This window comes from Undibacterium sp. GrIS 1.8 (genome assembly GCF_040544445.1).
GTDB lineage: Bacteria > Pseudomonadota > Gammaproteobacteria > Burkholderiales > Burkholderiaceae_D > Undibacterium.
The window spans coordinates 1-19,068 of record NZ_JBEONQ010000016.1; the positions used below are offsets into that span (position 1 = coordinate 1).

Annotated in this window: 20 protein-coding genes; 16 read left to right on the plus strand and 4 right to left on the minus strand. The window is 44.5% G+C overall.

The features are described from left to right. Nucleotides 1-464: 464 nt before the first annotated feature. The 8 genes from AAKU64_RS09415 (at nucleotide 465) to AAKU64_RS09450 (ending at nucleotide 9,061) form a co-directional block, all read left to right on the plus strand. Nucleotides 465-1,223, plus strand: coding sequence for a 3-hydroxyacyl-CoA dehydrogenase (locus AAKU64_RS09415; protein WP_354330410.1), 759 nt, complete (start codon nucleotides 465-467; stop codon nucleotides 1,221-1,223). Between the two features lie 480 nt (nucleotides 1,224-1,703). Then, complete coding sequence (locus AAKU64_RS09420; protein ID WP_322121610.1) at nucleotides 1,704-2,873, plus strand: patatin-like phospholipase family protein; 1,170 nt, start codon at nucleotides 1,704-1,706, stop codon at nucleotides 2,871-2,873. Nucleotides 2,874-3,264: 391 nt separating this feature from the next. After that, nucleotides 3,265-3,687 carry a guanyl-specific ribonuclease gene (locus tag AAKU64_RS09425; RefSeq protein WP_503012583.1) on the plus strand — a complete coding sequence of 141 codons (423 nt, stop codon included), beginning with the start codon at nucleotides 3,265-3,267 and terminating at the stop codon, nucleotides 3,685-3,687. A gap of 118 nt (nucleotides 3,688-3,805) precedes the next feature. Then, the gene (locus AAKU64_RS09430) at nucleotides 3,806-4,204 is read left to right on the plus strand and encodes a barstar family protein (RefSeq protein WP_322121609.1); all 399 of its coding nucleotides are present in this window, start codon (nucleotides 3,806-3,808) and stop codon (nucleotides 4,202-4,204) included. Nucleotides 4,205-4,373: 169 nt separating this feature from the next. Then, a complete protein-coding gene (purN, locus tag AAKU64_RS09435) occupies nucleotides 4,374-4,982 on the plus strand; it encodes a phosphoribosylglycinamide formyltransferase (RefSeq protein WP_354330408.1) in 609 nt (202 codons plus the stop codon). A 111-nt stretch (nucleotides 4,983-5,093) separates the two neighbouring features. After that, a complete protein-coding gene (locus tag AAKU64_RS09440; protein ID WP_354362049.1) occupies nucleotides 5,094-6,365 on the plus strand; it encodes an RsmB/NOP family class I SAM-dependent RNA methyltransferase in 1,272 nt (423 codons plus the stop codon). A 39-nt stretch (nucleotides 6,366-6,404) separates the two neighbouring features. Then, nucleotides 6,405-7,760, plus strand: coding sequence for a mechanosensitive ion channel family protein (locus AAKU64_RS09445; RefSeq protein WP_354330404.1), 1,356 nt, complete (start codon nucleotides 6,405-6,407; stop codon nucleotides 7,758-7,760). Nucleotides 7,761-7,876: 116 nt separating this feature from the next. Beyond that, complete coding sequence (locus tag AAKU64_RS09450; protein WP_354330448.1) at nucleotides 7,877-9,061, plus strand: DesA family fatty acid desaturase; 1,185 nt, start codon at nucleotides 7,877-7,879, stop codon at nucleotides 9,059-9,061. Between the two features lie 274 nt (nucleotides 9,062-9,335). Here the strand turns inward: AAKU64_RS09450 and rpmG are convergent, their stop codons facing one another. From rpmG to radC, 3 genes are all read right to left on the minus strand, one after another. After that, a complete protein-coding gene (rpmG, locus tag AAKU64_RS09455) occupies nucleotides 9,336-9,503 on the minus strand; it encodes a 50S ribosomal protein L33 (RefSeq protein ID WP_110257750.1) in 168 nt (55 codons plus the stop codon). 26 nt (nucleotides 9,504-9,529) lie between these two features. Next, a complete protein-coding gene (rpmB, locus tag AAKU64_RS09460; RefSeq protein ID WP_322119522.1) occupies nucleotides 9,530-9,766 on the minus strand; it encodes a 50S ribosomal protein L28 in 237 nt (78 codons plus the stop codon). A 159-nt stretch (nucleotides 9,767-9,925) separates the two neighbouring features. Continuing rightward, nucleotides 9,926-10,600: a RadC family protein gene (radC, locus tag AAKU64_RS09465; protein ID WP_322119521.1), complete on the minus strand. Its 675-nt coding sequence runs from the start codon at nucleotides 10,598-10,600 to the stop codon at nucleotides 9,926-9,928. A 504-nt stretch (nucleotides 10,601-11,104) separates the two neighbouring features. On the opposite strand from radC, the gene AAKU64_RS09470 reads away from it, so the two are divergent. From AAKU64_RS09470 to AAKU64_RS09495, 6 genes are all read left to right on the plus strand, one after another. Beyond that, on the plus strand, nucleotides 11,105-11,560 hold the full coding sequence (locus AAKU64_RS09470; RefSeq protein ID WP_354330401.1) for an FKBP-type peptidyl-prolyl cis-trans isomerase: 456 nt from the start codon (nucleotides 11,105-11,107) through the stop codon (nucleotides 11,558-11,560). 8 nt (nucleotides 11,561-11,568) lie between these two features. Continuing rightward, nucleotides 11,569-12,504 (plus strand): 4-hydroxy-3-methylbut-2-enyl diphosphate reductase, encoded by a 936-nt coding sequence (gene ispH / locus AAKU64_RS09475; RefSeq protein ID WP_354330399.1) that lies wholly within the window; start codon nucleotides 11,569-11,571, stop codon nucleotides 12,502-12,504. 538 nt (nucleotides 12,505-13,042) lie between these two features. Beyond that, nucleotides 13,043-13,972 carry a branched-chain amino acid ABC transporter permease gene (locus AAKU64_RS09480; protein WP_322119517.1) on the plus strand — a complete coding sequence of 310 codons (930 nt, stop codon included), beginning with the start codon at nucleotides 13,043-13,045 and terminating at the stop codon, nucleotides 13,970-13,972. Between the two features lie 10 nt (nucleotides 13,973-13,982). Then, complete coding sequence (locus AAKU64_RS09485) at nucleotides 13,983-15,179, plus strand: ABC transporter permease subunit (protein ID WP_354330398.1); 1,197 nt, start codon at nucleotides 13,983-13,985, stop codon at nucleotides 15,177-15,179. Nucleotides 15,180-15,190: 11 nt separating this feature from the next. Beyond that, nucleotides 15,191-15,961: an ABC transporter ATP-binding protein gene (locus AAKU64_RS09490; RefSeq protein WP_322119515.1), complete on the plus strand. Its 771-nt coding sequence runs from the start codon at nucleotides 15,191-15,193 to the stop codon at nucleotides 15,959-15,961. Then, a complete protein-coding gene (locus AAKU64_RS09495) occupies nucleotides 15,961-16,683 on the plus strand; it encodes an ABC transporter ATP-binding protein (protein ID WP_354330396.1) in 723 nt (240 codons plus the stop codon). The genes AAKU64_RS09490 and AAKU64_RS09495 overlap by 1 nt, the downstream gene beginning before the upstream one ends. A 99-nt stretch (nucleotides 16,684-16,782) precedes the next feature. Here AAKU64_RS09495 and AAKU64_RS09500 read toward each other — a convergent pair whose 3' ends face one another. Further along, entirely contained in the window at nucleotides 16,783-17,349 is a 567-nt protein-coding gene (locus AAKU64_RS09500; RefSeq protein WP_322119513.1) for a phasin family protein, read from the minus strand. 439 nt (nucleotides 17,350-17,788) lie between these two features. On the opposite strand from AAKU64_RS09500, the gene AAKU64_RS09505 reads away from it, so the two are divergent. Together AAKU64_RS09505 and AAKU64_RS09510 are read left to right on the plus strand one after the other, a co-directional pair. Then, complete coding sequence (locus AAKU64_RS09505) at nucleotides 17,789-18,220, plus strand: acyl-CoA thioesterase (protein WP_354330394.1); 432 nt, start codon at nucleotides 17,789-17,791, stop codon at nucleotides 18,218-18,220. A 130-nt stretch (nucleotides 18,221-18,350) separates the two neighbouring features. Further along, complete coding sequence (locus tag AAKU64_RS09510; protein ID WP_354330392.1) at nucleotides 18,351-19,046, plus strand: nitroreductase; 696 nt, start codon at nucleotides 18,351-18,353, stop codon at nucleotides 19,044-19,046. The last annotated feature ends 22 nt before the right edge of the window (nucleotides 19,047-19,068 follow it).

Sequence of the window (19,068 nt, forward strand, 5' to 3'; positions counted from 1 at the left end):
TGCCTCGGCTATCGAACGCCGTTTGAGGTTTTTTATAATTTGGATATACTCCCACTAAAACTTACCTCCCGTTGCTCTTCGTAGCTGAATCCGCCGTTTTATTTTAACGATCTGATTAAGTTGCAATAAATATACTCATGGTAAGTATATTTAGATGTCCATATAATCATTGGTCTATAAGGCAATTTTCGTTAAAAAGTTGGGGAGTATATTGAATTTCCTCATTTTGAACCAATTGTAAAATGGCATACTTCTGGCTACCGGCCTGTATTTTAATCAGACTTTTGTCTGAGCTAGCTCTGTTTTGCTGGAATAAAATTGAGTACAATGTTGCCATAATGACGTTTACGTAAACGTCAATGTGCGCGTCAATGTACGCGTCAATGTAAGCGTCAATCTGAGCCTAAATTCCAACCTCAATCAACGTCAGTAAAACGACCCACATCAAAAAAGAGAGACAACAAATGCAAATTCAAAATAGCGTATTCATCATCACCGGCGGTGCTTCAGGTCTGGGCGCAGCGACTGCCCGTATGATCGTTGCCAATGGCGGCAAAGTGGTGCTGGCCGATGTGCAGGTCGAAGCGGGCGAAAAACTAGCCGCCGAGTTACAAGGTCAGTTCGTTAAATGCGACGTTACGTCCGAAGTCGATGGCCTGGCAGTCGTTGCCGCCGCAACCGCGATGGGCACTTTGCGCGGCCTGGTCAACTGTGCAGGTGTGGCGCCCGCGATCAAAACGGTCGGCAAAGATGGCCCGCATCCGCTGGAGATTTTTCAGCGCGTCGTCAACATCAATCTGATTGGTACCTTCAACATGTGCCGTTTGGCCGCCGATGCAATGGGCAAGACAGACGCAGCAGAGCACGGTGAGCGCGGTGTGATTATTAACACGGCATCGGTTGCCGCATACGACGGGCAAATCGGTCAGGCTGCTTATGCCTCTTCCAAAGCGGCTGTGGTCGGTCTGACCTTGCCAATGGCGCGTGACTTGTCCCGCAGTGGCATCCGCGTGATGACGATTGCTCCGGGTATTTTTGAAACACCGATGTTATTAGGCATGCCGCAAGAAGTGCAAGACGCTCTGGGCAAAATGGTACCGTTCCCACCACGCCTCGGTAAGCCTGACGAATATGCGCATCTGGCAAAAACCATCATTGAAAACGTGATGATGAATGGCGAAACCATACGTTTAGACGGTGCGATCCGCATGCAACCGAAATAATCCTAAAAACGGCAGTTGACCGCTTGTCAGTGCTAATAAGTATTAGATTCAATTGAATCATGTCAGTGCTCTCGCGGTCAGCGTTTTGTTGAGAGCGCTACGAATCTGATTGCACACTTTTTCGGCTCCCCAGCTGCGTTGCTCCTCGTTGCAACGTGAAGGTTGCGCCTCGTCTCGCCTTGCTGGGAAGCCGAAAAAGTCCACACTCAGACTGGTTCAACTACCGTTTCTAGGATCATCCGTTGTAAATTGCGGAATAAATTATGAAGCGCCGTCGCAAATATCGTCCTGCAGCATGACATTTTGAGACGCCGCCAATACACTAGGGCAAGCTTTTTAGCTTGCCCTTTTTATTTAGGCGTGATGTTGACGTACGCCTGCAATTTTCTCTGCAAGGCTCACTCGCGCATCCCATACAAATAGCGCGAGCATAACGATGCTGAAACAGTTTTCGTCACACCTATTACTTTAGAAATGCCTATGAATAGCAATGCAACTACAGGTTTGATTTTGACTGGCGGCGGCGCGCGGGCTGCGTATCAGGTAGGTGTGCTGAAGGCCATTGCCGATATTTTGCTAGAAGATGGCTGGGCCCCGGAGCGCAATCCTTTTGGCATCATTTGCGGCACCTCTGCGGGTGCCATTAATGCCACGGCGCTGGCTTGCCGGTCTGACGATTTCAATCATTCTGTCGCCAGTATTGTGCACGTCTGGGAAAACTTCGAGGCGGCGCAAGTATATCGCGCTGATTCTTTGGGAGTGATACGCTCCGGCGCGCGCTGGTTGTCATTAATGTCCTTCGGCTGGCTGCTCAATAAATGGCGTAAATCACCGCCAAACTCGCTGCTGGATAATTCCCCGTTGGCAGATTTATTAAACCGCATGCTGGATTTGCCACGGCTAGATCAGGCGCTAGCCAGCGGTGCGCTACATGCACTGGCGGTGACGGCATCCTCCTACACCGCGGGTCAGCATCTGACGTTTTATCAAACCCTGGCAGAGATCGAGCCATGGGTCAGAAGCCAGCGTCTGGCGCAAAGAGATTTCATCGGCGTGCCCCATTTATTGGCGTCCTCTGCGATTCCCTTCATGTTTCCCGCGGTGGCGCTGAACTGGGGCGGTTCTCTGGAGTTTTGCGGTGATGGTTCCATGCGCCAATTGGCACCAATTTCTCCTGCCATCCATCTGGGCGCACAAAAAGTGTTGATCGTCGGTGCTGGCAGATTGTCTGAGCCAAGAAGAGAGAACACCGAGATCGCCCGTTATCCTAGTCTGGCGCAAATTGCCGGTCATGCAATGTCCAGCATATTTTTGGACAGTCTGGCAGTGGATATCGAACGCTTAATGCGTATTAACAAAACTCTGTCCATGTTGCCGCCCGAGGTATTAAAAAACACGCCGCTAAAACCGATCGATCTGTTAGTCATTGCACCGTCGCAAAGACTGGACGACATCGCCAGTCGCCATACCGGTAGCTTGCCATTACCCGTCAGAACCATGTTGGGCGGCATCGGTGCAACCGAGGTACGCGGCTCGGCGCTAGCGTCTTACCTCTTGTTTGAATCTAGCTACACTAGAGAATTAATTGAGTTGGGCAAGCAAGACACCTGGGCGCGGCGCGCAGATGTATCTCAATTTTTTGCTGAGTAGATGCTACAAACTAGACACGGGACGATATTCACGCTCGAAAATCTACTATTCCTTTTTAAAAATAGAGTGAATTTTGATGAGTTATTAATATACTCCCCTTTAATTTAATAAAATATGGTTGATTGTCCAGACTTTATATGGGCAATTAATATATACACTAGGGGAGTAATTTAATTGATAAGAATGATCCGCTAGTAAAAAATCTTGGCACTCGATCTTAGAGACACCTGTTCCACTCGTTTTTAGCATCGCTCTGCAAATGCTCCAAAAACAAGGATGACTGTAGCAAAATCGAGAATTATTTCGTTGTCTTTAGTTCATTAAAGGTTGATTCGCCCGACACAAAACGTTAATCTATGTCACTTAATTAAATCTGTTGCCACATAAAATAATGAATAATTTCAAAGCAACATTCTTAAAAAAGTGGTTGGCGCTGCTCACAGTGGCGATGCTTACATCGGCCTTTTTTGCTTTCTCTGGCGCATCTGTTTTACATGCCAAAGAAACCAATGCCGCAAACGCGAGTATGCAGACTATTGCGCTGGCAGAACTACCGAAAGAAGCGCAAGCGACGTTAATCGCTATCAAGCAAGGTGGTCCATTTGCGTATGACAAAGATGGTGTGGTGTTCGGTAACTATGAGTCCAGATTACCCAGGCAAAAGCGTGGTTACTATCACGAATACACAGTAAAAACTCCCAGAGCCAGAAACCGTGGCGCGCGCCGGATTATTGCCGGTGGAGAGCCAGCAACATCAGGTGAGTACTATTACACCGATGACCATTACGAGAGTTTTAAGCAAATCAAAGAATAGCCCTAGTTTGAAACGTAGCAGAAAAAAGTAGCGGAAAAAAGTAGCACTAAGTCAAAATTCAATTCACCACAAAGCAAGCCACATCAATATGACAATAATCTCACCACCAGAGGGAGAAATGAGTTTGCTAACTAGCGTAGCGCCGAATGTCGTGCAATCGATTCGCGCTTTTCGTGTGCCTGATTTACAGGCAGAAGCAGCTCAACTCGGGCAGCATTTTTTGTACGCCTATTGTTTAGAGGCGACGACCAAACAACAAGTGTTGGGTAAAATCGCAGCCTCGTTCGGCTTCCCAAAACATTTTGGGAAAAATTTTGATGCCTTATCCGATTGTCTGACGGACTTAATTTATAAATCGGGTCCGCAACCGGGCTTTGTTGTCGTGCTGGAGCAGTTACCGAATACACCTAAGTTTGATAAAGAAGCGCGGGAAATTTTGCTCGATGTATTCCGTGATGCAGCCGATTTTTGGGCCGACAGAAAAGTTGCTTTCAGAGTGTTTTACTCCTTCGAATAAGACTCCCGGCAGAGCAAAAAAGCTGAAATCCAGACGCGATGCCGACTTTTAAAGTCGGCATTATTATTTGAGTCGAAGTGATGGAGTACTCGCAGCTTTTTTATAGGTTTTTTCCTTGACCTTTTGTCGTTAATGAGACCTAGCCCCTCCAGCACTGTACAATGCCGCCATGAAAAAGATTGTTATCCTCATTTCTGGACAAGGTAGCAATATGCAAGCCATTGTCCAGGCAGCCAAAGTAGAGCAATGGCAAGCCGAGATTGTTGCTGTCATCAGTAATCGCCCAGATGCACCCGGATTGGACTACGCAGCCAAGATGGACATACCCACAGTGGTAGTCGAGAGTAAAAGCTTTACCTCCCGCGAAGCTTTCGATGCAGTATTGCAGCAGCAGATTGACCAGTTTGCCCCGGATTTAGTCGTGCTGGCTGGTTTTATGCGTATCCTGACCAGCGCTTTTGTACAACATTATGTAGAACGCATGATCAATGTGCATCCGTCGTTGCTGCCTAGTTTTGTCGGCTTGGCGACGCATCAGCAGGCATTGAATGCAGGCGTTAAATTGCATGGGATTACTGTGCATTTTGTGACGCCGGAACTAGATCATGGACCCATCATCGCCCAGGCAGCGGTTCCAGTATTGAATGACGATACGGTCGATAGTCTTTCTAAGCGTGTTTTGGAACAAGAACACGTCATTTATCCTAGAGCGGTGCGATGGTTTATCGAGGGTAAGCTAAAAATGATTGAAAATCGGGTTCATGTCGTTGGCGAGTAAGTGACAAATACGCAGCGAATAGTTTGTTTGCCGCATGATCTTTAACACGGTTCAATCTTTAACGACATCACCGCAAATTGAAATTAATTAAGAAATAAAGAAGGAAACACCATGAGATTACCTCCCGCCCTAGTCGGCCATACCGAAGAAGTGTTACGTGAAATTTTGCGTTTTACCGGACCTGCAGACATGGTCTTATCACGCTACTTCCGTGACCATCAACGTTTGGGCTCTCGTGAGCGCGGCGTCATCGCAGAAAGTATCTACGGCTTGTTAAGAAATAAGAGCGTTTTTACTAGTTTTTCAGAGTCTGGTAGTGGTGCTTCTATGCGCCGCCTGGCATTACTGGGTTTGGCTGATGCTGCAGGGATTGATTCTTTAGGTGGTTTGACTGAGGAAGAAACGGGCTGGTTGCAACGTGTAATGGAAATCGACCGTGCTCATTTGCCAGTCTCATTACAATCAAATTTGCCTACCTGGCTATGGGAAAAGTTTGTTGAAAAAATGGGCGAGACTGAGGCCTTGGTCTTGGCTCAGGCATTAAACGCTCCGGCACCGTTGGATTTGCGAGTCAACTCGATTAAAGGGTCTAGCCGCGAAGAAGTGATCGCCAGTCTGGCATTGGCACCGATCGTGGCAGAACCAACGCCTTATTCGGCACTTGGTCTGCGTATCAAGAAAAAACCGTCGATTCAGAATTTACCTTTATTCCAAGATGGCACGATCGAGGTGCAGGATGAGGGCAGTCAGCTTTTAGCCCAATTAGTCGGCGCTAAACGCGGCGAAATGGTAGCTGATTTTTGCGCGGGTGCCGGCGGTAAAACTTTAGCGCTGGGTGCAAGCATGCGCAATACCGGTCGTTTGTATGCGTTTGATATTTCAGAAAAGCGCTTGGCCAAGCTCAAGCCACGTCTGGCGCGTAGCGGTTTATCTAACGTCCATCCGGTCGTGATTGCACATGAGCGTGACGCTAAAATTAAACGTCTGGCCGGTAAGCTGGATCGCGTCTTGGTTGATGCACCGTGTAGCGGACTCGGTACCTTGCGCCGTAATCCTGATGTTAAATGGCGTCAGAACTTGGTCGGTATTGCAGAACTCAATGTCAAACAGACAGCGATCCTTGATAGCGCCGCCCGCTTAGTAAAATCTGGTGGACGACTGGTATATGCAACTTGCAGCGTGCTGGAAGAAGAAAACGAAGCCATCGTGTCTGCTTTTATCGCAGCACATCCCGACTTCACGCTGGTCCCGATGTCACAAGTTCTGGCAGAGCAAAAAATCGACCTGGAAATGGGTGATTATTTAAAATTAATGCCACATTTACACCAGACTGATGGTTTCTTTGCTGCGGTGTTAGAGCGCAATAAACCGCAAGTTGCATAATATTTACTCGCGTATTAATTTTTACATCAGGATAAAAACTTGGATAAAAATGTAACTACTAACGCAAGCTTGTTAGCAAGTTTAATTGCTGATTTATCAGATGATTTGCAGAATACAAACTTTCTCTGGCAAATCGGGACGGTATGTATTTGTTTCGCACTTGCATGGTATGCAGCGACTTTGTTGAAGAGGAATTTCTCTAAAGCTGGTACCTCAGCAGGCGTGTTGCAGATTAGCGCGAGTAGTTTTCATCGGGTGGTATTTCCATTACTGGCCTTAGTTTTCATTTTTATCGCCAAGATTATCCTGGGGCGTTGGCAGCATACGCATTTGCTGAGCTTGCTTATTCCCATCATCGGCTCTCTGGCGCTGATACGCTTTGGTTTTTATGTGGTGCGCCGTACTTTTGCCAAAGACGGCAAGATAGGCAGCTTTCTTGCGACGTTTGAGAAGTTATTCGCACTTATCGTCTGGCTTGGGGTGGTTTTGCACTTCACCGGTTTGTGGCAAGAACTTTTTACTGCGCTGGATGACACCGTTTTACCTATCGGTCATAACAAAGTCTCATTACTTTCTATAGCGCAGGCTCTAGTCTCTGTCGCCTTGACTTTGATCGTCGCACTCTGGGCTAGCGCCGCTTTAGAAGCGCGCTTGATGTTGCTGCCGAGCATGCACTCTTCCTTGAAGGTGGTGTTATCTCGCTTCGGGAGAGCCGTGCTCATTTTGCTGGCGATCTTAGTCAGCCTGACGATCGTTGGTATTGATCTTACTGTTTTATCCGTATTTGGCGGTGCATTGGGTGTTGGCCTGGGTTTTGGTTTGCAGAAAATTACCAGTAGCTATGTTTCTGGTTTCATTATTTTGTTAGATCGAAGCATGTCGATTGGTGACATGATCACAGTCGATAAATTTAGTGGACGGGTTACTCAAATCAATACTCGTTATACGGTATTAAAGGGCTTGGACGGTGGTGAGTCGGTTATCCCAAATGAAATGCTGGTGTCTACTCCTGTGCAAAATTTCTCGCTCAGTGATCGTGCTGTGGCCATGGGAACCGATGTAATTGTTGCTTATCAGACAGATATTGAGGTGCTATTTCCTATTTTGGCCGAGGTAGTGGCGCAAGTGCCACGGGTTTCAAAAGAATCTCCTCCGTCGGCCTATTTACTTAAGTTTGGTGCCGATGGACTAGAGTTACGAGTTGGATTCTGGATTGGCGACCCTGAAAACGGCCGCTCTAATGTATTATCAGAGGTAAATCGTGCTATCTGGAAAGCTTTGCAGGAGCACAAAATTGAATTACCTTGCGCGCAACGCGCTGTAACACTGATTAATATGCCAAGTACCAGCGCACCAGAAAATAATGCGCCAGACAAAGTTTTTGGGTCAACTTAAAAAAACGCGTACAATACGAAAATTCGCAAAAAATTTTGACGCTTTGCTTTTATCAATTAAGCTAGGATAGTGTCATTAACTAAGGAGTACTTCTCATTTTGAGCACTTTTATTGATATGGTAATTGACTTTTTGTCTAATGGTTTGACTCGTGCAACCGCCTGGCAGGTATTTATTTTTACCGCCGTGGTCACGCACATCACTATTGTCAGCGTCACGATATTTTTGCATCGTTGCCAAGCGCATCGCGCATTAGATTTGCATGCGGCTCCTAGCCACTTTTTCCGTATGTGGTTATGGCTGACTACCGGCCAGGTTACAAAGCAATGGGCTGCGATTCATCGCAAGCATCACGCTAAATGCGAAACTGAAGAAGATCCGCACAGCCCTGTAACACGCGGTATTAAAAAAGTTTTATTAGAAGGCGCTGAACTGTATCGCGCAGAATCAAAAAATCTTGAAACAATCCAAAAATATGGTCATGGCACACCTGACGACTGGATCGAAAAAAATCTTTATAGCCGCTTCAGTTGGCAGGGTGTTGCACTGATGCTGATTATTGATTTCATGTTGTTTGGTGTAATCGGTGTCACCGTTTGGGCCGTACAAATGTTGTGGATTCCAGTGACAGCTGCCGGCATTATCAATGGTATCGGACATTACTGGGGCTATCGCAACTATGATTGCCCAGACGCTGCTACTAACATCATTCCGTTCGGTATTTTGATTGGCGGCGAAGAGTTGCACAATAATCATCACACATTTGGTACATCGGCAAAATTGTCTTCCAAATGGTATGAGTTTGATATTGGCTGGATGTATATCCGCTGCCTGGAAATTGTTGGTCTTGCTAAAGTGAAAAAGGTTGCTCCTGAGCCTAAATTTGCTGAAATCAAATCAGCGATTGATATGGAAACCTTGCAAGCGGTCATTTCTAACCGTTATGACGTAATGGCGAAGTACACAAAATCCTTGCGTCGTACTTGGTCTCAGGAAGTTGCTTTGTTGCGTGAGAAAGCTCATTTTGAAGATGGCTTCTTGAAATCAGCTAAAAAGCTTTTGCAACGTGAGCCAACCAAATTAGAAGCGCCGCAAAAACAGCATTTGTCTGAAGTTTTAGCTCATAGCAACGCTTTAAAGACTATGCATGATATGCGCGTTGAGTTAGGCCTGATTTGGGAACGCTCCACTGTTAGCCGCGAGCAACTGGTACATCAGTTGCAAGATTGGTGCGTTCGTGCCGAGGCATCTGGTATTCAGGCTTTACATGACTTCTCTCGTAGATTGCGCAGTTACGCTTGATCTGATGGGGTAGTTAAACAAAAAACGACGCCAGATGGCGTCGTTTTTTTATTGTATTTACGAAGACTTGAATATAAAAATCAATACTAGCGCGTGGCTCTACAATGGGTTGAATTGTCGTAAGCGCATTAACGATCTCTTGTAGATATGCGCATTAAATGGATTTTGATACTGAGTGAGCTAGACCAAGTATTAATTCATGAATCAATCACCCATGATGCAATAGACGAAAAAAAACCTGCAATTTATGCAGGTTTTTTTAAGATGTCCAAAATTATTTAATTTTAGTTTCTTTGTAGATCACATGCTTACGTGCCTTAGGATCAAACTTCATGATCTCCATTTTTTCAGGCATAGTACGCTTGTTTTTTGATGTGGTATAGAAATGACCTGTACCAGCAGTCGATTCCAGTTTGATTTTGTCGCGACCAGATTTAGCCATGATATTTTCCTAACAATAGTTTTCGCTTAAACTTTTTCGCCGCGAGCACGCAGATCAACTAAAACAGCATCAATGCCGATTTTGTCGATGACACGTAAGCCTGCGTTAGACAAACGCAGGGAAACCCAGCGATTTTCTGACTCTACGAAAAAGCGACGATTTTGCAGATTAGGCAAAAAGCGACGTTTGGTTTTGTTGTTTGCATGGGAAACATTGTTGCCAACCATTGGCCCCTTCCCAGTAACTTGGCAGACACGCGCCATGTTTCACTCCTTAATGGTTTCCGAATTTGGAAAAAAATGAAGTATAACGAAAATTCTAATAATTATCAACGACTTGCGAAAAACAATTGTGTCTAAGTTGATTTTTAAATTTAACATTTAATCTATTATGACTAATTGCACCGCTTTTGATATGGATATTTAAATTTGTCCATGCTCGGCAAAGGAATAAACGTTGGGATTAGCCACAATAAAATGATCTAGCACCCGAACGTCGACCAAGGATAAGGTCTGCTTTAGTGTTTTGGTAAGCGTGATATCGGCGTCGCTAGGTTCTGCGTTGCCAGAAGGGTGATTGTGAGCAAGGATAACGCTGGCAGCATTGTGGTGAAGTGCCGCTTTCACAATTTCTCTTGGATAGACACTTGCATGACTGAGCGTGCCCCGGAAGAGTTCTTCTGAGGTGATCAAGCGATTTTTTATATCTAAAAATAGTACGGCAAAAGATTCATAAGTTTTGTTTCCTATCAAAAGTTGTAGATAACTTTTTACGGCTTGTGGTGATGACAGCATTGGCGCTGATTGCAGCTCTTCAGAAATAGAGCGTTTCGCTAGCTCTAATACGGCATGCAGTTGCGCATATTTCGCGTTACCCAATCCATGGACTGACGAAAATTCTTTGATATCAGCGGCAAACAAGCCAGTCAATGAACCAAATTGACTCAGCATATCGCGCCCTAAATCAACGGCGCTTTTTCCGGTTACCCCAACACGTAAAAAAACAGCCAGCAGTTCAGCATCAGACAGGGCTTTTGCTCCAAACTTGATCAGCCGTTCCCTTGGGCGTTGATCTTCAGGCCAATCAGTGATTGCCATAAATTTATCCTTAGTAACGACGAGCTTGATTTTATTAAAGGTAACGAAGCTTATTAATTTCAATATTAATTAAAATGCAATTATTATATTGCAATTTTTCTTAATCATGGCGTAATTTAATCTGAGGTAAGAACAAGGAATGTGTCGCAATCTATGCGGTGAGATTATTCAATCTTCTACGATATTTTTATCGAATTTGATTGAATTCTGTCATCGCGCCAATAACATTTCAAGTTACTTCATTTAATATACTCCTACTAGGTATATTTTTATTGTCCATATATTAATTGGACAATGTGGCATTTTTAAGAAAAATAAAGGGGAGTATATAAAAATGGAAAATTGAAGTAATCAAATATCTTAAGAAAAATCATTTATCTACACCCCGTTTATATGCGTTTTGTATTAAGTCTGCTCAGAACGCATACCTGCGCACTGAGTTCTTCTATTTCATTAGAATTGGAATGACATACAATAGTGCCTTGATCGATCATCCTTATTATCATGTCAAATCCCGTCATTCCAGTCGTTACATCAGATGCATATCTGACTTTGCACTATCGTTTAGCTACTTTGGACGGTGAAAATATTATTAGTACCTTCGAAGAAAGTCCTGCCACATTACAAATGGGTCTGGGCCAACTGGCACCAGAACTTGAGCGCGCTTTATTGGGTCTGGAAGAGGGCTCGCAAATTACGCAAGAACTGGCACCAGAAAATGCATTTGGGCCACGTAATCCTGAGCTGATTCAGCGTGTGTCGCGCGCTACATTGAAAGAAAATTCCGCTTTTGGTGAGCAATATGTGATCGGTGATTTGGTTGAGTTTGCAGCCCCTTCGGGTGGGCGCTTTGCCGGAATTTTGAGATCTATCGACGCCGAGGGTGCGTTGTTTGACTTCAATCATCCTCTTGCAGGACAAACTGTTTTGTTTGAAACAAAAATTATCGGCATTTTATAAAGCGACAAATGGACAAAGAAATTTTATTGGCGCAACCAAGAGGTTTTTGTGCCGGCGTTGACAGAGCGATAGAAATCGTTGAGCGCGCATTACAACAATTTGGCGCGCCCATTTATGTGCGTCATGAGATCGTGCATAACGCTTATGTTGTAAACGATCTTCGAGAAAAAGGCGCTATTTTCATTGAAGAATTAGATGACGTGCCTGCCGGAAATACGGTTATTTTTTCGGCGCATGGCGTATCACAGTCGGTTAGAAAAGAAGCTGAGGCAAGAGGCTTAACCGTGTTTGATGCAACTTGTCCTTTGGTCACTAAAGTACACATAGAAGTTGCAAAAATGCGGAAAGAAGGCCGTGAAATAATCATGATCGGTCATCAGGGTCATCCTGAAGTTGAGGGGACGATGGGTCAAACCGAGGGTGGCATGCACTTGGTTGAAACGGTCGAAGACGTTGCTTTATTGGAAGTTGCAAATCCGGATTTACTTGCCTATGTCACACAAACTACTTTGTCTGTCGATGACACGATAGAGATTATTGGTGCGCTTAAGAGCAAATTCCCCCAAATTAGCGAGCCCAAAAAAGGCGATATTTGTTACGCAACAACAAATCGTCAAGAGGCTGTTAAATTTATGGCGCCGCAAGTTGATTTAGTGATCGTTGTTGGCAGCGCCAATAGTTCTAACTCTAATCGTCTGCGTGAAGTTGCGCAAAAGAAGGGTGCGGCATCCTATATGGTCGATAACGCGACACAAATTCAACCTGATTGGTTAGAGAACTGTCGCCGTATTGGTGTCACAGCAGGCGCATCCGCCCCTGAAATACTGGTTCAACAAGTCATTGATCGCTTAAAACAGTTAGGCGCCTTAAGCGTACGCACGCTAGACGGTGCTGAGGAGAGTGTGACTTTTCCTATGCCAAAAGGATTGACGGGCATAAAGTAATCAGCAAAAGGAATTGTTCTTTCGATGCTTGCAAATTTTAAATTGCAAGTCTGTTTTTATTCAGTATTTTATTTCGTCTACTCATCATTAACATAGCTATGCTTTGATCGGCAGTGACGCTGATTTCTGCTTTACAGGCGGTAGTGGTGGTGTAGTATGGGGACGAACAAAACATATCTGCAATATTTTTGCCATTGTGTTGATGTTCAATCTCTTTATAATTCCTCCTGTTTTAATAAACTGCATCATTGCAGTGCATGAAATATAAGTAGCATATAAGTGGCACCTAAAAATATTACAAAAAGCTTTTTATTCAAAGTTGCAGAGGAGAGTTTCATATGCGTTATCAGCACATTTTTATTGCTCCGGATTACATGACACGTCGTTTAGGCTAACAGGCGTCGAAATTGAGCGGCACTCATGAAAGACGGAGTGCCGTTTTTTGTTATCAGGAATGGTTTTTGCTGAGTGTTTTGCAGATTGAGATATGTTGATATCTTAGTAAAAATCCCGATTAGTTCTTAAAGAGAGAAGCAATATGGATACATTTATCCAACAAATTATTAATGGACTGGTACTAGGGTGCATGTATGCCTTAGTCGCACTAGGTTATACGATGGTGTACGGTGTACTTAATCTGATTAATTTTGCTCATGGCGACGTGTTGATGGTCGGCGCGATGGCAGGATTAACGATTATTAGTTTTCTTCAGCATGTCGCTCCTGATCTCCCGGGGATTGTCAAATTAATCATCGCGATTTTGGGCGCAATACCAGTTTGTATTATTTTGAACGTGGTGATTGAGAGGGTAGCCTACCGAAGGCTACGAAATGCACCGCGACTGGCTCCATTAATTACAGCGATCGGCATCTCGCAATTAGTCCAGGTTTTTGCAATGATTATCTGGGGTCGCAGCCCAATTTCTTTCCCAAGTATTATGCCGTCCACGCCGATCGCGATTGGCGGCGCGGTGATTTCACAAACACAAGTACTACTGCTAGTTCTGGCGACGCTCGCCATGGTTGGTTTGGTCTTACTCGTGGAAAAAACAAAAATGGGACGTGCTATGCGTGCTACCGCAGAGAATCCAAGAGTTGCCGGATTGATGGGGGTCGATTCGAATAAAGTGATTGTCGCGACCTTCGCGATTGGTGCTTCACTGGCTGCAATCGCAGGGGTGATGTGGGCCGCAAACTATTCTTCTGCTCAATTTGCAATGGGATTTTTACCCGGCTTAAAAGCATTCTCTGCTGCGGTACTAGGAGGCATTGGGAATATTTATGGCGCTATGGTCGGTGGCATTATTCTTGGATTGATTGAAAGTCTCGGTGCTGGCTACATCGGCGAGTTAACCGGAGGCTTACTGGGAAGTCAGTATCAGGATATTTTTGCCTTCGTTGTTTTGATCATTGTGTTGACGCTGCGCCCATCCGGCATTATGGGTGAACGTGTTGCAGACCGAGCCTAAGGAGAAAACAATGTCGAATTTATTTGATATAAAAGCAAATCCTAGTAAGGCTTACTCTAGCTTTGCAGTCCTCGCCATTATTTTAGTTATATTCCCTTTTGTTGCCGCCAATTTTGGTAACTCCTGGGTACGTATTATTGACTTTGCTTTGCTCTATATTATGTTGGCGTTAGGGCTCAATATCGTTGTCGGTTTCGCTGGCTTATTGGATTTAGGTTACATCGCGTTCTACGCAGTTGGTGCCTATATTGCTGCTTTGCTTGCCTCGCCGCAGTTTGCTGTAGTGCTGGAATCTTTTGTCAATAATTACCCTGTAGTCGGTAATTTCTTGATGGCGGTCTTTGGTCCCGAAATCGCTCAGACTGGCTTACATTTGTCCGTCTGGATAATCGTACCTATTGCAGCGGCTGTGGCTGGGTTGTTTGGTGCTTTGTTAGGTGCTCCTACTCTCAAATTACGTGGTGATTATCTCGCTATTGTTACCTTGGGCTTCGGCGAGATTATCCGTATTTTCATGAATAACATGAATTCACCAGTGAATATTACGAATGGTCCGCAAGGTATCAACATGATTGACCCTATCCGGATTTTTGGTGTGTCTTTGTCCGGTGAGGCTGGCTCAAATGCGACACTAAATATCGCTGGTTTTAGCATGCCTTCAGTGAATGCCTACTACTTCTTGTTTTTAGCACTTTGTATTGTCATTATTTTTGTCTCACTGCGTTTGCAAAATTCGCGCTTAGGCCGGGCTTGGGTTGCCATACGTGAAGATGAAATTGCCGCTAAAGCGATGGGTATTAACACTCGCAACATTAAATTATTAGCATTCTCAATGGGCGCTTCCTTTGGTGGTGTTTCTGGTGCAATGTTCGCTTCATTCCAGGGCTTTGTGTCACCAGAATCTTTCTCATTGACTGAATCTATTGTCGTGTTAGCGATGGTGGTGCTAGGTGGTATCGGACATATTCCAGGTGTTATTTTGGGTGCAATTTTGTTAGCAGCCTTGCCTGAAATATTGCGTCACAGCGTTGAGCCTTTGCAAAATCTTTTATTCGGCAAAATTTTGGTTGAAGCCGAAGTATTGCGTCAATTGTTATACGGTCTGGCGATGGTCCTGATCATGCTGAATCGACCTGCCGGTTTGTGGCCAGCGCCAAAACACGAAGACCGACCGACTAGCAGCAATGACAAAACTGCCGAGGCTTAAGGGATATCGACATGACTGAAAAAACTATTTTAAAAATTGAAGGTGCAAACAAACGCTTCGGTGGTTTGCAGGCTTTATCGAATGTCGGCATCAATATCAAGCAAGGCCAAATTTATGGCCTGATTGGTCCTAATGGCGCGGGTAAAACCACCTTTTTTAATGTGATTACTGGTTTATACCAGCCTGATTCTGGTGTATTTGAATTGGATGGCAAGCCTTATTCACCATCTGCCCCGCATGAGGTTGCCAAGGCGGGTATTGCGCGGACTTTCCAAAATATCCGCTTGTTTGGTGAAATGACCGCTTTAGAAAATGTCATGGTTGGACGCCATATCAGAACTCATCAGGGTGTTTTTGGTGCGGTGTTTCGTTTCCCTGCGGCGGTAAAAGAAGAGGCAGAAATCCGCCTTCGTGCGCAGGAGCTGCTCGACTTCGTTGGTATTGGTCAGTTTGCTAGCCGGACTTCTAAATTTCTGTCTTACGGCGATCAGCGTCGTTTAGAAATTGCCCGCGCATTGGCGACTGATCCAAAATTATTGGCGCTTGATGAGCCTGCTGCCGGTATGAACGCCACCGAGAAGTTAGCGTTACGTGAATTACTGGTAAAAATCAAAGCAGAGGGTAAAACTATTTTGCTGATTGAACATGATGTCAAATTAATGATGGGTTTGTGTGACCGTATTACGGTTCTGGACTACGGCAAACCGATAGCCGAGGGTGTACCTGCAGACATACAAAAAAATCCTGCAGTGATTGAAGCGTATTTGGGAGGTTCTCACTAATGGTTGATAACGTATTGAAAATCAGCAACCTCAAGGTTGCTTACGGCGGTATCAAAGCGGTCAAAGGTATTGATCTTGAAGTGAACAAAGGTGAGTTAATTACTTTGATTGGTGCTAACGGCGCCGGTAAAACAACGACGCTTAAAGCAATTACCGGTACGCTACCAAGCGCTAAAGTAGAGGGCGAAATTCTCTATAACGGCAAATCTATTAAAGGGGTAACTTCATTTGAACTGGTGAATAACCATTTAGCTATGGTACCTGAGGGACGTGGTGTTTTTACGCGTATGAGCATTTTAGAAAACCTGATGATGGGTGCATTTATTCGCAATGACAAAGCGGGAATTAATGCAGACATAGAAAAGTGGTTTGCGGTTTTCCCTCGTTTGAAAGAACGTGCGGCGCAATTGGCAGGTACTTTGTCTGGTGGCGAGCAACAAATGTTGGCGATGGCACGTGCTTTGATGAGTCATCCAGATTTACTGTTGCTTGATGAGCCTTCTATGGGTTTGTCCCCAATCATGGTGGAAAAGATTTTTGAAGTAGTCAGAAATGTTTCCGCTCAAGGGGTAACTATTTTATTGGTAGAGCAAAATGCGAAGCTGGCACTGCAAGCGGCGCATCGAGGTTACGTCATGGATTCGGGGGCTATTACTATGTCTGGTAATGCTAAAGATATGCTGAATGATCCTAAAGTTCAGGCGGCTTATTTGGGTGAGTAAATTACTCGAATGACAAAGCGATAAACACAAAAAAGCCCCGATTTCACTCGGGGCTTTTTTGTGTTTATTTAATTTGAATTTTCAAATTCAAATTAAAACTTATTTCTTGGTTGCTTTAGGCGTTGCTTTTTCTGTTGCTTTGGTGATTTGCGCTACTGCCGTTGTCATATTTGTTTCTATCGCTTCGACAGCTTGTTTGGTCGTTTTGCTTAGTTGGTCGTAACCAGCGTTGGCATTAGTGATGGCAGTTTTAACGAAAGTCACCATGCCTTCTGTGCCAGCAGGTGCATTTTTTGAGACTTCTTCAAATAACGCTACGACTTTGCGATTTGTTTCTGCAATTTGCGATTCTGCTGCCTTCGTAAATTCTGCTTGTGTGCTGGAAACGATTGTTGATAAATGACGACCATATGCCAAAGCTTTTTCTGTATTCGGTTGTGCGTGGGCAGCTGATAATGTAAAGAATTCTTGTGGGTCTTTAGCTGCCATTAATTGCTTGGCATTTGCTGTAGATTCTTCCATGGAGGTTTTAACAACGGTCAAATTTAGTTCTACAAATTTTTCTACGCTTTCAAATGCTTTAGTCGTTAGCGCAGTCATCATGGCAAGTTGAGCATCGAAATTTGCTTTAGTGGCAGCGGAAAATTGTTCTGGTGCAGAAAACATAGATTTCTCCTAAAAGGATCGTTCAATTTGATGACAGGGGTTGCATTTTTGAAACTACTTATGGCTAATATTGTGCAATGCAATATGGAGCATTTTATTGATTAATTGAGCGAAGTCAAGAAAATTGTGCATTGCAACAAAATTGTCTTTATTGAAAATAATGGCACGATTAGAAATAGCAGATAAACGATTGTTGGCAAATTCTTTCTAATCTGTGGCGATTATCGAAGCTAATTGTGACCAGGGGATGAAATCATCCCGCAGCTTCATGTATTATTTTTACAGGAAATGGTATTTCATTAAGATTGGGACTTACGCAAAATTGTCCCGGCAGGGCGTAGCGAAGAGGGTAGTACTTTAGTAAGACTAGGTGCTGTAACGCTTTGGGGCAGTTTTGTGTAAGTCTTAAATATGAGTCACACATGTGGAGCGCGACAAAATGGCAATAGAGGCAAAACAGAGAAGTGCATTTAAACATTTTCATGTCATCAGCACCCGCTGGATGGATAATGATGCTTATGGACATGTAAATAATGTGGTGTATTACAGTTGGTTTGATACCGTCGTAAACCAATTTCTGATTGTCAACAGCGTGCTTGATATCGAGAAAAGTCCATTCATCGGATTAGTAATTGAAACTCAGTGCAATTACCTGGATTCAGTAGCTTTTCCGGATGTGGTCAGCGCCGGTGTCAGCGTCACTAAAATTGGTAATTCTAGTGTCCGTTACGAGGTAGGCATTTTTAAAAACGATGAAGACACTGCCTCAGCACAAGGTCATTTTGTTCATGTTTATGTTGACCGGATTACCCGCAGGCCAGTGGTTATCCCAGACCGTGTAAGGGATTTGTTAAAAACAATAGCAATTTAAAATGCAGAGCCCTCGCAAAACAACCTTAGCTGTGTCGCGTCGCCTGGTCGTACTTGTATGTACGGCCTTCGTCGCCACGCTTTGCTGAGACAATTTCTGATAAGTCCTAAAAACTATACACGGAGTAATAATGATTAATTCCCCAAGCCAACAATATGTTGATGAAGCTATTGTTTCCCGACGTTCAATCCGGTCTTTCTTACCTACGCCAGTTGATCAGGAAGAGCTGCGAAAAATTTTAACGGTATCTGCCCGTGCGCCTTCTGGCAGTAACACTCAGCCTTGGAAAGTGTATGTCTTAACCGGGGATAAATTGCGATTGTTGTCAGCCAGCATACTCGCAGCACACAATGATGTAGAGAAGGCTCAAGAGCACAAACAAGAATATAACTACTACCCAGTCAAGTGGATCACGCCTTATCAGGAGCGCCGTCGTAAGGTCGGTTGGGATTTATACGCCTTACTTGGTCTCGGTCGAGAAAATAAATCTGGCATCCACGCGCAGCACGGGCGCAATTACGGATTTTTTGATGCCCCGGTCGGTTTGATTTTTACGATTGATCGCGTTATGGAGCAAGGTTCCTGGCTAGATTATGGAATGTTCTTGCAAAATATTATGCTGGCGGCACGGGGGCGCGGTCTTGATACTTGCCCTCAGGCGGCCTTCACTCAGTATCATAAAATTATTCAAGAGGTATTAAACTTGCCAGAAAACGAAATGCTGGTTTGCGGCATGTCGCTTGGCTACGCAGATCACAGCAAGATAGAAAATACCTTGATCACAGAACGTGATGCAGTTGATGATTTCGTTAAGTTTTTAGATTAGAACTTAGCTAAAGCCATCATTG

Coding starts and splice junctions, on each gene's coding strand:
- AAKU64_RS09415 (WP_354330410.1), top strand. CDS start 465: ATGCAAATTCAAAATAGCGTATTCATCATCACCGGCGGTGCTTCAGGT.
- AAKU64_RS09420 (WP_322121610.1), top strand. CDS start 1,704: ATGAATAGCAATGCAACTACAGGTTTGATTTTGACTGGCGGCGGCGCG.
- AAKU64_RS09425 (WP_503012583.1), top strand. CDS start 3,265: ATGAATAATTTCAAAGCAACATTCTTAAAAAAGTGGTTGGCGCTGCTC.
- AAKU64_RS09430 (WP_322121609.1), top strand. CDS start 3,806: ATGAGTTTGCTAACTAGCGTAGCGCCGAATGTCGTGCAATCGATTCGC.
- purN (WP_354330408.1), top strand. CDS start 4,374: ATGAAAAAGATTGTTATCCTCATTTCTGGACAAGGTAGCAATATGCAA.
- AAKU64_RS09440 (WP_354362049.1), top strand. CDS start 5,094: ATGAGATTACCTCCCGCCCTAGTCGGCCATACCGAAGAAGTGTTACGT.
- AAKU64_RS09450 (WP_354330448.1), top strand. CDS start 7,877: ATGGTAATTGACTTTTTGTCTAATGGTTTGACTCGTGCAACCGCCTGG.
- rpmG (WP_110257750.1), bottom strand. CDS start 9,503: ATGGCTAAATCTGGTCGCGACAAAATCAAACTGGAATCGACTGCTGGT.
- rpmB (WP_322119522.1), bottom strand. CDS start 9,766: ATGGCGCGTGTCTGCCAAGTTACTGGGAAGGGGCCAATGGTTGGCAAC.
- radC (WP_322119521.1), bottom strand. CDS start 10,600: ATGGCAATCACTGATTGGCCTGAAGATCAACGCCCAAGGGAACGGCTG.
- AAKU64_RS09470 (WP_354330401.1), top strand. CDS start 11,105: ATGTCAAATCCCGTCATTCCAGTCGTTACATCAGATGCATATCTGACT.
- ispH (WP_354330399.1), top strand. CDS start 11,569: ATGGACAAAGAAATTTTATTGGCGCAACCAAGAGGTTTTTGTGCCGGC.
- AAKU64_RS09480 (WP_322119517.1), top strand. CDS start 13,043: ATGGATACATTTATCCAACAAATTATTAATGGACTGGTACTAGGGTGC.
- AAKU64_RS09485 (WP_354330398.1), top strand. CDS start 13,983: ATGTCGAATTTATTTGATATAAAAGCAAATCCTAGTAAGGCTTACTCT.
- AAKU64_RS09490 (WP_322119515.1), top strand. CDS start 15,191: ATGACTGAAAAAACTATTTTAAAAATTGAAGGTGCAAACAAACGCTTC.
- AAKU64_RS09495 (WP_354330396.1), top strand. CDS start 15,961: ATGGTTGATAACGTATTGAAAATCAGCAACCTCAAGGTTGCTTACGGC.
- AAKU64_RS09500 (WP_322119513.1), bottom strand. CDS start 17,349: ATGTTTTCTGCACCAGAACAATTTTCCGCTGCCACTAAAGCAAATTTC.
- AAKU64_RS09505 (WP_354330394.1), top strand. CDS start 17,789: ATGGCAATAGAGGCAAAACAGAGAAGTGCATTTAAACATTTTCATGTC.
- AAKU64_RS09510 (WP_354330392.1), top strand. CDS start 18,351: ATGATTAATTCCCCAAGCCAACAATATGTTGATGAAGCTATTGTTTCC.